Here is a 12,392-nt window from a genome sequence, read left to right as displayed (position 1 = left end):
GGCTTATCTCTTGTGCCGCGGGGTGGAGCAGTTCGGTAGCTCGCCGGGCTCATAACCCGGAGGCCGCAGGTTCAAATCCTGCCCCCGCAACAAGAAGAAGGCCCGGATCCCTTGGATCCGGGCCTTCTGCCATGTCGGGAACGGGAAGCGCGACGGCCTCGGGCGCGCTCATGGGAGGATGGGCGCATGCCCAGCCCGGCCGAGGAAAGCGCGCAGTACCGCAACGAGACGCCCGCGGAGCGCTACGACCGCAACTGGCTCGAGGCGCTCCAGGAGCTGCGCGTGCTGCAGACGGGCACGCAGATCATCACGGGCTTTTTGCTGGCCCTGGCGTTCCAGCCGGCGTTCGCCGATTTGGACGAGGGGCAGCGCACGTTCTACCTCGTGCTCGTCGCCCTCTCGGGGCTGAGCGCCGTCATCGCGCTCGCGCCTGTCGCGCTGCATCGCATCGCCTTCCGCGGCGGCATGAAGCGCACGATCGTCTCGTACGGGCACGTCGCGCTGCTCACCGCCCTGGTGATCGTCTCGGCGCTGCTCGTGGGCGTGGTGGGCTTCGTGTTCGAAGTCGTGCTCGGAAATGCTGCGGCGTGGCTCGCGGCGTCGCTGCTGGCGGCGTTCGTCCTCGTGCTGTGGCTGTTCGTGCCGCTCGTGCTGCGCGCGCGGCGAGCGGGGGAGGTGTCGTGATGGCGGCGGTCGGCATCGCCGTGGGGCAGTTCGCGCCCACGGCAGACAAGGCGGGCAACCTCAGCGAAATCGACAGGCTCGCGCGCGAGGCGCGGTCATGCGGCGCCCGCGTCGCGCTGTTCCCCGAGTACTCCAGCTACTTCGTCAATCCGATGGATCCCACCCTCGCGCGCGAGTCGGAGCCCGTCGATGGGCCCTTCACGGCGCGGCTGCGGGCCCTGGCGGCCGAGCTGGACATGACGCTCGTCGCGGGCCTCATCGAAACGGGAGACAACGGCCGCGTGCGCAACACCGCGGTCGCCGTGGACGGGTCGGGGGTCATCGCGGCGTATCGCAAGCAGCACCTGTACGACGCCTTCGGGCAGCGGGAGTCCGACTGGGTCGAGCCGGGCGCGCCCGAGCAGCCGCACACGTTCGCGGTGGACGGCCTCGCGTTCGGCCTCATGACTTGCTACGACCTGCGCTTCCCCGAGATCTCCCGCATGATCGTCGACGCGGGCGCCGAGGTGATCCTCGTACCGGCCGAATGGGTGCGCGGCCCGCTCAAGGAGCACCACTGGACGACCCTGCTGGCCGCCCGCGCCATCGAGAACACCGTCTTCGTCGCGGCGGCGGATCATCCCGCGCCGATCGGCGTCGGGCGCTCCGCCGTGCTCGACCCGCAGGGCGTCGCCCTCGCCGGGCTGGGCGCGGAGCCCGGGCTCGCGATCGCCTGGCTCGACCCCGACGCGATTCGGCGCACCCGGGCGGTCAATCCCGCGCTGGAGATGCGCCGCTACGGCGTCGTGCCGCGCCGCTGAGACGCTCGTCCAGACGCGGCGGGGGACCGGTCCCCGCCAGCGCTTCGGGGCCGGTGTCAGGCCGGCGCGGCCGCCAGACGCGCCGCGGCATCCTGCAGCACCTCGATCCGCTTGCACGAGGCGAAGCGCACGAGGGTGCCGTACTCGGGTCGACGCGCGGGCGTGACGAACGCGGTCAGCGGTACACCGACCACGCCGGCCCGGTCGGGTAGGGCGCGGCAGAACTCCGCCGCGTCGCGCGCGCCCAGTGGCGCGGCATCGGCGACCGTGAAGTACGAGCCCTGCGGATCGAACACCGCGAAGCCGGCGGCGCGCAGGCCCGCGCCCAGCACGTCCTTCTTGCGGCGCATGTCTTCGGCGAGGCCGCGGAAGAACGCGTCCGGCAGGCCCAATCCCACGGCGATGGCCGGCTGGAACGGTGAGCCGTTGACGTAGGTCAGATACTGCTTCACGGTCAGCACTGCCGTGACGAGCTCGGCGGGACCCGTGATCCACCCGATCTTCCACCCGGTGGTGCGGAAGGTCTTGCCCGCCGACGAGATGCTGAGCGTGCGCCGGCTCGCGCCCGGCAGCGTCGCCATCGGCACGTGCCGCCCGTCGAACACGAGGTGCTCGTACACCTCGTCCGTGAGGATGACGGCGTCGTGCCGCTCCGCCAGCTGCGCGATGAGCGCCCGCGTCTCGGCCGAGAACACCGCTCCGGTCGGGTTGTGGGGGTCGTTGACGAGGATGACGCGCGTGCGGTCGGTCACGGCGGCGGTCAACTCGTCGAGGTCGGGCTGGAAGTCGGGGGCGCGCAGCGGCACGGTGCGCAGCGTGGCCCCGGCGAGCGCGACGCAGGCCGCATAGGAGTCGTAGTACGGCTCGAAGACGACCACCTCGTCGTCCGGGCCGTCGACGAGCGCGAGCAGCGCGGCCGCGAGCGCCTCGGTGGCCCCGGCCGTCACGAGCACCTCCGTCGCGGGGTCCAGCTCGATGCCGTAGAAGCGGTGTTGGTGCGCGGCGATGGCCTCGAGCAGCGCGGGGACGCCCCGGCCGGGCGGGTACTGGTTGGCGCCGTCGGCGATGGCGCGTCGGGCGGCCTCGAGCACCTCCGCCGGGCCGTCCTCGTCGGGGAAGCCCTGGCCGAGGTTGACGGCGCCCGTGCGGGCCGCAAGCGCCGACATCTCTGCGAAGATGGTGGCGGCGACCGAGCCGTCGTCGGAGAGAAGTCCTGCCCCGGCGGCGGTGCGCCGCCAGGCGCCGGGTACGGATCGCATCGTTCCAGGCTACCGTCGGCGCCCCGGGCGGTCGTTCCGGCCTCACGGAGACGTCAGAAGCGGGACATAGGAAGCGCAAAGGTTGGCGGATCACCCTGGAGGGGACTCGTCAGAAGGAGCACCCGATGGACAACCAGGCACCCGGTACCGGCAGCGCCCCGGCCGAGAACGGCACCCCTCAGGAGCGTGCGTCGCACGTGGTCCCGCCGCGGCCCGTGATGTCGGCAGCCGACGCCGCCGCGCGGCACGCCGCGCCCCCGACGCTCTCGCAGCCGTGGGCGACCGGCCGCACCGACGAGCACCCCACCACCCCGCTCACCGGCACGACGACGGAGCTGCCGCCGTACATCGCCCCCGAGGACCGCGCGCCGGGCGAGGGCACCACCGACCGGCCCGCCGAGCGCAAGGGCCGCGGCCGCCTTCTGGTCGGCGCGCTCGTCGCGGCGGCCGTCGTCGGCGGCGCCTCGGGCCTGGGCGGATCGTACGCCGGCTCGCAGCTGTGGGCTCCCGCCGCGGGCGGCGGTGCCGAGAGCCCGTCGTCCATCACCGTCAACAACCCGGGCTCGGTGAACGAGGCCACAGCGATCGCGGCCGAGGCGCTGCCGAGCACCGTGACGATCTCGGTCACGACCGGGGACGCGGGCGGCAGCGGAACGGGCGTCGTGCTCAGCGAGGACGGCTACGTCGTCACCAACACGCACGTCGTGACGCTGGGCGGTGCCTCGGCGGACGGCGCCATCCGGGTGACCGACGCGAACGGCCGCATCTACGATGCCGAGATCGTCGGCACCGACCCCGTGTACGACCTCGCCGTCATCAAGCTCGAGGGCGCGGAGGGTATGACGCCCATCGAGTTCGCCGACTCCTCCGAGCTGAACGTCGGTGACACGACGGTCGCGATCGGCGCCCCGCTCGGGCTGCCGAACACCGTCACGACGGGCATCGTCAGCGCCCTGAACCGCAGCATCCAGATCGCCTCGGCCGCCGCGCCGGACAGCGCCGACCAGGAGCAGGACTCGGATCAGGGATCGGGCGAGGACTCGCCGTTCTTCTTCGACATTCCGGGTCAGGAGGAGAACCAGGGCAGCGCCAACGAGACGATCTCGATCGCCGTCATTCAGACCGACGCGGCGATCAACCCCGGCAACTCCGGCGGTGCCCTCGTGAACTCGGAGGGGCAGCTGATCGGCATCAACGTGGCGATCGCTACCGCGTCGGGCAGCACCTCGGAGGAGTCCGGCTCGGTGGGCATCGGGTTCTCGATCCCGTCGAACGTCGTTCAGCGCGTGACGGACGAGATCATCGAGAACGGCGCGGCGAGCCACGGCCTGCTGGGCGCCAGCGTCACGAGCGCCGCGGCCTACGAGGACGCCGAGATCGAGGGCGCGATGATCGCGGAGGTCGTGCAGGGCGGGGCCGCCGCGGAGGCCGGCCTGCGCGAGGGCGACATCGTCACGGAGTTCAACGGCGTGCCGATCACGAGCTCGACCGACCTCACCGCCCAGGTGCGTGCGGCCGCGGGCGGCAGCGACGCCACGCTCACCTACGTGCGCGACGGCGAGGCCCACACGGTGGACGTGACGCTGGGCACCCTCGAGTAGGGCGCTCGCGTCGGGGACGCCGCCTCGCGAGATCGTCTCGCGAGCCTGGGGGACACTGCGTCGGGGACGCCGCCTCGCGAGATCGTCTCGCGAGCCTGGGGGAGTCGGCACTGCGTCGGGGACGCCGCCTCGCGAGATAGTCTCGCGATGTGGCGTCTTCGTTTTCGTTCGGTGCGGGCAACGCGGCCAAACTGCTCCGGGCTCCGCTCTACCTGCTGGGGCGCCTCGTCACTCTCGTCGTGCCGCGCGGTGAGCGCTGGGTCTTCGGATGCGGTGCCGGGATCGGCGACGGTCCTCTCGCGCTCTGGCACGTCGCGGCGGCCGACGGGCTCGACGCGGTGTGGCTCGTGCGCTCCGACGACGAGGAGCGCGAGGCGGCAGCGCGCGGCATCCCGACCCTGCGGCGCGATTCCCTGCGCGGCTTCTGGGCCACGGCCCGCGCGCGGGTGCTCGTCGTGGCATACGGACTCGGCGACGTGAACCCGTATGCCGTCTCGGGTGCGTTCGTCGTGCAGCTGTGGCACGGCATCCCGCTTAAGCGAATCGGCCTCGATTCCCCCGAGACGCTGCGCAGCCCTCTTCCCTTCGCGGCGGCGGCGATCAGCCGCCTGCTCGGTGTGCTGTACCGGGCCTCGCAACGCCGCATCGACGTGCTGCCCGCCGCGTCGCACCTCGTGCGGGGGCGCCTGGAGTCGGCGTTCGGGCTGTCGGGGGAACGGGTCGTCGTCACGGGCGAGCCGCGCGTGGACCCGCTCTCGGCCGGCACGGCGACGGAGCGTCGGTCGCGGGCCCGTGCGGCGATCCGCGCGGCGGTGGGGCCGCTGGGCGACGACACCCGCCTGGTGCTGTACGCGCCGACGTGGCGGGACGGGGCACCCGATCCGGCGGTGCCGACGGCGGAGGACTGGGACCTGATCAGCGCCACGCTCGAGCGTCACAACGCGGTCCTGCTCGTGCGTTCGCACCGCCTGGGAGCGGGGGAGTACGTCCCGCCGTTCGCGACGGATCGCGTGCGCCCGCTCGGGTCGGACGTGCTGGGCGACGTGACCGCCGCGCTGCCCGGCGTCGACGTGCTCGTGACCGACTACTCCTCGCTCGCCTACGACGCGGCCCTCGTGCCGCTGCCGGTGTTGTACCTCGCGCCGGACGAGGAGGAGTACGCCGCGCGCCGCGGCTTCTATGGCACGTACGCCGACGTGGCGGGGCCCGACCCCGCGAGGTCGTGGCGGGATCTCCTGCACCAGCTGGACGTCGTGCTGGCCGACCCCGACGAGCGCGAGGAGCGCGTCGCCCGGGCGGAGGCGCTCAGCGCGCGCGTGCACGCGTATCGTGACGGACGGAACACCCGTCGCCTGTACGACCTCGTGCGGGCGCGACTGGATGGGCGGAACGGACCGCCGAGGGAAGGCAGCGAATGACGACGGCCCGGTTCATTCCCGACGGACCCGCGCTCCTCATCGAGGGCGAGGGCGCGCGACCCGAGCGGGCGGCGCTCATCGGACCCCGCGCCGCGGTGACGGGGCGCCTCACGGGGCGCGGCAAGACGTGGAAGGCGCGTTTTCCGCTCACGGCGGCGCGCTGGGGCGGGCCGGAGCTGCCGCTGCCGTCGGGGTCGTATCGCGTCGAGATCGACGGCGTGCGCGTGGCGCTGAGCCTGCCGGCCACGATGCTGCCCGGCCTGCGGGCCTCGGCCGCCGAGGACCGGGTGGAGATCGGCGCGCCGGTCGACCCCGCGTACAGCTCGGCGGAGGGCCAGCGCGCTCTGGAGCTGCGGTACGCCTCGCGGGCCGACCCCCTGGAGAACGCCGTGTTCTTCGAGAGCTTCTACGGCAGCGCCGCAGGCTGCAACCCGCTCGCGCTCGACCGCGAGATCGCGCGGGTCGCGCCGGGCGTCACACGCTACTGGAGCGTGCGCGACGGCTCGGTCCACGTGCCCGACGGCGCCGTGGCGGTCATCGAGGGCACACCCGAGTGGTGGCGCGCCCGAGGTGTGGCCCGGCTGCTCATCGTCAACGACTGGCTGCGCCGGCGTTTCGTGCGCCGTCCGGGGCAGCGGGTGCTGCAGACGTGGCACGGCACGCCGCTGAAGCGATTGGCGCTGCACCGGTCCGGCTTCCAGCCGCGGCGCTGGGGTGCCGTCGTCAAGGAGTCACGGCGCTGGGACGTGCTGCTCGCGCAGAACACGTATGCCGAGCGCATCCTGCGCAAGGCATACGCGTTCTTCGGGCGACCGGTGTGGGTCGAGGGCTACCCGCGCAACGACGTGCTCGTGACCGGCACGGCCGAGCACGTGCGCGCGGCGCTGGGCATCCGCGCCGACGAGCGCGTGCTGCTCTACGCGCCGACGTGGCGGGACGACCGGGCCGAGATGGTCGACTTCATCGACCCGGCGCGCCTGGCGGCGGACACGGGGTCGGTCGTGCTGGTGCGCGGCCACTCCCGCACCCTGCAGCCGGGCCACGATGTCGCCGGGCCCCGGGTGATCGATGTGACGGGCTACCCCGACACGGCGAGCCTGCTGCTCGTCGCGGACGCCCTCGTCACCGACTACTCCTCGGTGATGTTCGACTACTCCGCCACGGGAAAGCCGATGTACTTCCTCGTGCCCGACCTCGAGCACTACCGCGGCGAGCTGCGGGGCTTCTACTTCGACCTCGCCGCGCGCGCGCCCGGCCCGCTCGTGCGCACGTACGACGATCTCGTGCGCGCGCTCGGTCAGGAGCCGTCGGCGTACGCCGACCGCTACGACGCGTGGCGCCAACAGTTCAACTCCCGCGACGACGGCCACGCCTCCGAGCGGGTGGTGGCGCGCCTGCTCGATCAGGGCTTCATCGAGCGGTCCTGAGGCGGCCCGCGCTACGGCAGCGGGGTGTTGCGGCCCGAGAGGCGGGAGGTGTCCACGGTGTCGTGGGCGCCGCGCAGGGCGCCGCCGAGGAAGCCGACGCCCCATGCGAGGTGCATCGTCGGCAGCACGGCGAGGGTCCACAGCTTGTCACGCCAGCCCCGGCCGCCGCCCTTCCCGGCCGCGACCAGCGCCACGAGCCCGATGTAGGCGAGCACCGGCACGTAGACGAGCGCCGCGATGAGCGCCCACGTGCCGGCCAGCGCCCGCGTCAGGTGCAGCAGGCCGACGACGACGGCGGTGAGCACCGCGAGCACGAGCGCCGGGGGCGCGAAGAAGCGCAGCGAGTTGCGCAGCCCGTAGCGGCGCACCAGCTCACCGCGCCACGTGCCTGTGGCGTGAAACTGCCGCGCCAGCCGCACCCAGCTGTCGCGCGGCCAGTACGTCACCGACAGCTCGGGATCGAACCACACGAGGTATCCGGCGGATCGGATGCGCAGGTTCAGCTCCCAGTCCTCACCGCGGCGGATCGTCTCGTCGAACCCGCCGACCTCCTCGATGACGGCGCGGCGCATGACGCCGAGGTAGGCCGACTCGGCCTCCTCCTCGCGCCGTCCGCCGTGGTACGCGCCGCCGCCGAGGCCGATGGGGGAGTTGTAGGCCCGTGCCACGGCTCGCTGGAAAGGCGTGCGGCCCTCGGCGTGCATGACGCCGCCCACGTTCGCCGCGCCCGTGCGCCGCAGCGTCTCGAGCGCGCGGGCGGTGTAGCCCGGGGCGAGCTCGGAGTGCGCGTCGACGCGGACGATGGTGGGGTACCGGCTCGCGCCGATCGCGCGGTTCAGCCCGACGGGGATGTCGGCGGCGGGGTTGTCGACGAGCACGATCCGCTCGTCTTCCTCGGCCAGTTGGCGGGCGAGGTCGTTGGTGCCGTCCGAGGACGGACCGAGCGCCAGCACCAGCTCGACGGGGCCGTCGACCTGCTGCTCGAGCACGGTCTCGACCGCCCGGCGCAGGTAGGCGCGCTCGTTGAGCACCGGCATGACGAACGACACGCCGCTGCCGGGCGGGGGCACCGGGGCGCTGCGCCGGGGGACGCGGGCGCGGCCGGTCTCCGGGACGCTGTGCATGGCTCGATCATCGCATGCGCCGCATGCGTGACCCGTGATGCCCGGTGACGCGCCCGGGCCGTCGCCCGCCCAGGGCGATTCCAGTCCGCCCGGATAGCGTGGAGGGTGTGGGAGTCGTGAGAGATGCGAAGAAGGCCGTCGACCTGGTGCGCAAAGCGGTCAAGGGCCGCAACGCATACCGTGCCGTCCGGGCCGCGCTGACCGAGCGAGGGCCGCTCGAGCGGGGGCGGTACCAGATCGCCGTCTACTTCGCCGACAGCGACGTGAACATGTACCAGATGCGCCAGTGGTACAAGCCGCTGCAGGAGCTGGCCAAGACGTGGCCGGTGCTGGTGCTCGCCCGCAACGCCGCCGGGGCACAGGCGCTCATCGCCGACGGGGCGTTGCCGGTCGCCTTCGTGCCCGAGGTGCGCGGCATCGAGCGGCTGCTGCGTCGCCAGGACATCCGCGTCGTGCTGTACGTGAACCAGAACACGCGAAACTTCCAGATGTTCCGCTACGGGCGCCGCTGGCACGTGTTCATCAACCACGGCGAGTCCGACAAGATGTACATGACGACCAACCAGTACAAGGCGTACGACTACGCGCTGGTGGCCGGTCAGGCGGCGCGCGACCGGTTGTCGCGCACGCTGTGGGACTACGACGTCGAGCGGCGCACGATCGAGATCGGCCGCCCCCAGGCCGACCACTACTCGGGCGTCGTTCCCTACGAGCCCGACGACCGCACGGTGGTGCTGTACGCCCCCACATGGGAGGGCGACCGTCCGGCCGCCTTCTACGGCTCGGTGCGCTCGCACGGCGAGGCGCTCGTGTCCGCGCTGCTGTCCGATCCCCGTTACCGCGTGATCTACCGCCCGCACCCGCGCAGCGGCGTCGTCGACCCGGAGTTCGGCGAGGCGAACCGGCGCATCATCCGCGCCCTTCGGGCGGCGAACCAGGCCGACCCCTCGGCGCACCATGTGTACGACGACCGGCCGGAGCTGGGATGGCAGCTGGCGGCGGCGGATGTCGCCATCGTCGACATCTCGGCGATGGTCTACGACCGGCTGGCCGCGGGCCGGCCACTGCTCGTCACGCGACCGGTGGACGAGCGCGCCCAGGTGGACGAGGGCGGCTACCTCGGCGCGTGCGAGTGGCTGCACGCCCGCGACGCGGCCGACGTCATCGCGCAGGTCGAGCGCGTGCGCAGCGACGCGGAGGCCACGGCCCGCCTGCAGCACTGGGTGCGCCACTACTTCGGCGACACCGCACCGGGCGCGCCCACGCAGCGCTTCCACGCGGCGATCGAGCGCCTCATGGGCGAGTGGGAGGCGTGGCACACCCGCACCGACGAGGACGTCGCCCCGGACGAGGGCGACGACGAGGGCGAGGACTGACGCCCGCCCCGGCGGCTACTTCGCCGCGCGCGGGTGGTAGTACCGCGACTCCTTGCCCCTGATGGGCGAGTCGTCGGGCACCATCTGACCGCGGCTGGCGCGCCGGATGTCGCGCACCATGCCGATGGCGAGCGCGAACGTGATGGCCCAGCTCAGCCACTGCAGTGCCACGCGCCACGTGAACGGCTGCTCACCGGCGCCGCGGAGCAGCGAGATGCCGCTGAGCACGGCGCCGACGATTCCTGTCCCTGCTACATACTTCCGCATCCCCATGTCAACCACGCTAGCGCGCAACGTGCCCGACACGCGCTCGCTGATAGCCTGGCGATCCCGGCAGAAGGACGGTCCCGGAGCGAATGGCGACCCGGGACAGAGGACGAACCCCGGGGCAAGGGAGACAGTCATGCAGAAGGCCGATCTCGTCGTGGTCGCCAATCGTCTGCCCGTCGATCGTGTGACGGAGGCGGACGGAAGCGAGACCTGGCGGCGCTCGCCCGGCGGCCTCGTCACCGCGCTCGAGCAGGTGATGGCGAAGACCGATGGGGCGTGGGTCGGCTGGGGCGGCAAGGCCGACCTCGAGATGGATCCGTTCGAGTTCGACGGCACGCTGCTCGTGCCCGTGCGGCTGTCGGCGCAGGAGCTGCACGACTACTACGAGGGCTTCTCGAACGGCACGATCTGGCCGCTCTATCACGACGTCATCGCGGCGCCGGTGTACCGCCGGTCGTGGTGGGACGCGTACGTGCGCGTGAACCGCCGGTTCGCCGAGGCGGCGGCGGAGGCGGCCGAGCACGAGGCGTTCGTCTGGGTTCAGGACTACCAGCTGCAGCTCGTGCCGCAGATGCTGCGGGAGCTGCGGCCCGACCTCACCATCGGGTACTTCCACCACATTCCCTTCCCGGCATACGGCCTGTACTCCCAGCTGCCGTGGCGCCGCCAGGTGCTCGAGGGGCTGCTGGGCGCCGACGTGCTCGGTTTCCAGCGCGTGGCCGACGCCGGCAACTTCCAGCGCTCCGTGCGGCGCATCTTCCGCTACCCGACGCGGGCCAGCGAGATCGCGGTGCCGACCCCCGAGGGCGGATCGCGCAGCGTGATCGCTGCGCCATTCCCGATCTCGATCGACGCGCAGGCGTTCATCGAGCTGTCGCAGCGGCCCGAGGTGCGGGCCCGGGCCGCCGAGATCCGCGAGCAGCTGGGCAACCCCGACAAGATCCTGCTGGGCGTCGACCGGCTCGATTACACCAAGGGGATCCGCCATCGCCTGAAGGCGTTCGGCGAGCTGCTGGACGACGGCAAGGTGACCGTGGGCGAGGTCACGCTCGTCCAGATCGCCAGCCCCAGCCGCCCGGGCGTGGAGGCGTACCAGGAGCTGCGCGACGAGATCGAGCTCACGGTGGGTCGCATCAACGGCGACTACGACACGATGCACCACACCGCCGTTCGCTACCTGCACCAGGGCTTCCCGCGCGAGGAGATGGTGGCGCTGTACCTGGCCGCCGACGTCATGCTCATCACGGCTCTGCGCGACGGCATGAACCTCGTCGCGAAGGAGTACGTGGCGGTGCGCACCGACAACCGCGGCGTGCTGGTGCTCAGCGAGTTCGCCGGCGCCGCCGACGAGCTCAACACGGCGCTCCTCGTGAACCCGCACGACATCGACGGCATGAAGGAGGCGATCCTGCGCGCCATCAACATGCCGGCCGCCGAGCAGTCGCGCCGCATGCGGGCGCTTCGCCGCAAGGTGCTCGAGAACGACGTCGAGGCGTGGGGCCAGAGCTTCCTCCGGGCGGTGGACGCGGTCCGACGCAAGCGCGCCACGGGCGACCCCATCCCCGTCGACGTGAAAGTGAAGCCGACCCTCAGGAAGAAGCCTCGCGAATGACAGACACGCAGGACGACTGGCGCACCGCGCTCACCCGCATCGCGCACACCGAGCGCCTCCTCGTCGCGCTCGACTTCGACGGCACGCTGGCCCTGCTGCAGGACGACCCGATGTCGGCGCGCGCGCTGCCCGAATCGGCGGCCGCGGTGGCGCGCATCGCGGCGCTGCCCGACACGGTCGTCGCGTTCGTCTCGGGGCGGAGCCTGCCCGACCTGCGCGTCATCGCCGAGCACGACGACGACTCGCTCGTCTGGCTCGCGGGCTCCCACGGCGTGGAGTACTGGCGCCCGGCGCACGCCGCCGTCGTCGAGGCCGAGGCGGCGGCGGCCGCCGACGACGCGCAGGAGGAGCAGTTGCTGCGGCGGCTGACCGACGAGGCGGGCCAGCTGGTGGACGGCATCGAGGGCGCGTGGATCGAGAAGAAGACCCACGGATTCGCGGTGCACACGCGGCTCACGCCGCGCGAGCTGGCGCCGGGCGTGCAGGGCGTCGTCGACGCGCTCGTCTCGCGGGAGGCGCCGCACTGGCGCCGCCGCTCCGGACACAACCTCATCGAGTACTCCTGGCGGCAGGAGGGCAAGGACGCGGCGGTGGCGCGGCTGCGCGCCGACACGGGCGCGACGGCGGTGCTGTTCGCCGGCGACGACGTCACGGACGAGGACGCGCTGGCGAGCCTGGAGCCGCACGATCTCGGCGTGCGCGTGGGCCCGGGGGAGACCGCGGCGAGCGTGCGGGTGCAGGACGCCCGCGAGTTCGCCGACCTGCTCGCCGAACTGGCCGATCTGCGCGCATCCTGACCGGCCGTCGCGCGGCGGTCGCAG

11 protein-coding genes and 1 tRNA gene are annotated in these 12,392 nt (G+C 72.6%); 9 read left to right on the top strand and 3 right to left on the bottom strand.

What is annotated here, in order from left to right; genetic code table 11:
• Positions 1–16: 16 nt before the first annotated feature.
• From N8N77_RS02540 to N8N77_RS02530, 3 genes are all read left to right on the top strand, one after another.
• Positions 17–90 (top strand) — tRNA-Met (locus N8N77_RS02540).
• Between the two features lie 96 nt (positions 91–186).
• Positions 187–684 carry a DUF6328 family protein gene (locus N8N77_RS02535; RefSeq protein WP_261164392.1) on the top strand — a complete coding sequence of 166 codons (498 nt, stop codon included), beginning with the start codon at positions 187–189 and terminating at the stop codon, positions 682–684.
• On the top strand, positions 684–1,484 hold the full coding sequence (locus N8N77_RS02530; RefSeq protein WP_261164391.1) for a carbon-nitrogen hydrolase family protein: 801 nt from the start codon (positions 684–686) through the stop codon (positions 1,482–1,484). Before N8N77_RS02535 ends, N8N77_RS02530 begins: the two co-directional genes overlap by 1 nt.
• Positions 1,485–1,540: 56 nt before the next feature.
• Here the strand turns inward: N8N77_RS02530 and N8N77_RS02525 are convergent, their stop codons facing one another.
• Entirely contained in the window at positions 1,541–2,743 is a 1,203-nt protein-coding gene (locus N8N77_RS02525) for a pyridoxal phosphate-dependent aminotransferase (protein ID WP_261164390.1), read from the bottom strand.
• 125 nt (positions 2,744–2,868) lie between these two features.
• Here N8N77_RS02525 and N8N77_RS02520 point away from each other — a divergent pair, with 125 nt between their 5' ends.
• From N8N77_RS02520 to N8N77_RS02510, 3 genes are all read left to right on the top strand, one after another.
• On the top strand, positions 2,869–4,344 hold the full coding sequence (locus N8N77_RS02520; RefSeq protein ID WP_261164388.1) for a S1C family serine protease: 1,476 nt from the start codon (positions 2,869–2,871) through the stop codon (positions 4,342–4,344).
• Between the two features lie 149 nt (positions 4,345–4,493).
• Positions 4,494–5,762 carry a CDP-glycerol glycerophosphotransferase family protein gene (locus N8N77_RS02515; protein ID WP_261164386.1) on the top strand — a complete coding sequence of 423 codons (1,269 nt, stop codon included), beginning with the start codon at positions 4,494–4,496 and terminating at the stop codon, positions 5,760–5,762.
• The gene (locus tag N8N77_RS02510) at positions 5,759–7,189 is read left to right on the top strand and encodes a CDP-glycerol glycerophosphotransferase family protein (protein ID WP_261164384.1); all 1,431 of its coding nucleotides are present in this window, start codon (positions 5,759–5,761) and stop codon (positions 7,187–7,189) included. The genes N8N77_RS02515 and N8N77_RS02510 overlap by 4 nt, the downstream gene beginning before the upstream one ends.
• Before the next feature lie 11 nt (positions 7,190–7,200).
• Here N8N77_RS02510 and N8N77_RS02505 read toward each other — a convergent pair whose 3' ends face one another.
• The gene (locus N8N77_RS02505) at positions 7,201–8,313 is read right to left on the bottom strand and encodes a glycosyltransferase family 2 protein (protein ID WP_261164382.1); all 1,113 of its coding nucleotides are present in this window, start codon (positions 8,311–8,313) and stop codon (positions 7,201–7,203) included.
• A gap of 107 nt (positions 8,314–8,420) precedes the next feature.
• Here N8N77_RS02505 and N8N77_RS02500 point away from each other — a divergent pair, with 107 nt between their 5' ends.
• Complete coding sequence (locus N8N77_RS02500; RefSeq protein WP_261164381.1) at positions 8,421–9,689, top strand: CDP-glycerol glycerophosphotransferase family protein; 1,269 nt, start codon at positions 8,421–8,423, stop codon at positions 9,687–9,689.
• 15 nt (positions 9,690–9,704) lie between these two features.
• On the opposite strand, the gene N8N77_RS02495 is transcribed toward N8N77_RS02500, so the two are convergent.
• Positions 9,705–9,962 carry a hypothetical protein gene (locus tag N8N77_RS02495; RefSeq protein ID WP_261164379.1) on the bottom strand — a complete coding sequence of 86 codons (258 nt, stop codon included), beginning with the start codon at positions 9,960–9,962 and terminating at the stop codon, positions 9,705–9,707.
• Between the two features lie 130 nt (positions 9,963–10,092).
• On the opposite strand from N8N77_RS02495, the gene N8N77_RS02490 reads away from it, so the two are divergent.
• A complete protein-coding gene (locus N8N77_RS02490) occupies positions 10,093–11,571 on the top strand; it encodes a trehalose-6-phosphate synthase (protein WP_261164378.1) in 1,479 nt (492 codons plus the stop codon).
• Entirely contained in the window at positions 11,568–12,368 is an 801-nt protein-coding gene (gene otsB, locus N8N77_RS02485; RefSeq protein WP_261164377.1) for a trehalose-phosphatase, read from the top strand. Before N8N77_RS02490 ends, otsB begins: the two co-directional genes overlap by 4 nt.
• Positions 12,369–12,392: the final 24 nt, after the last annotated feature.

It is taken from the genome of Microbacterium sp. Marseille-Q6965, from assembly GCF_946151065.1.
Lineage (GTDB): Bacteria > Actinomycetota > Actinomycetes > Actinomycetales > Microbacteriaceae > Microbacterium.
The sequence above is the reverse complement of the archived record's forward strand: the minus strand, read 5'-3'. Positions and strand labels throughout refer to the sequence as shown.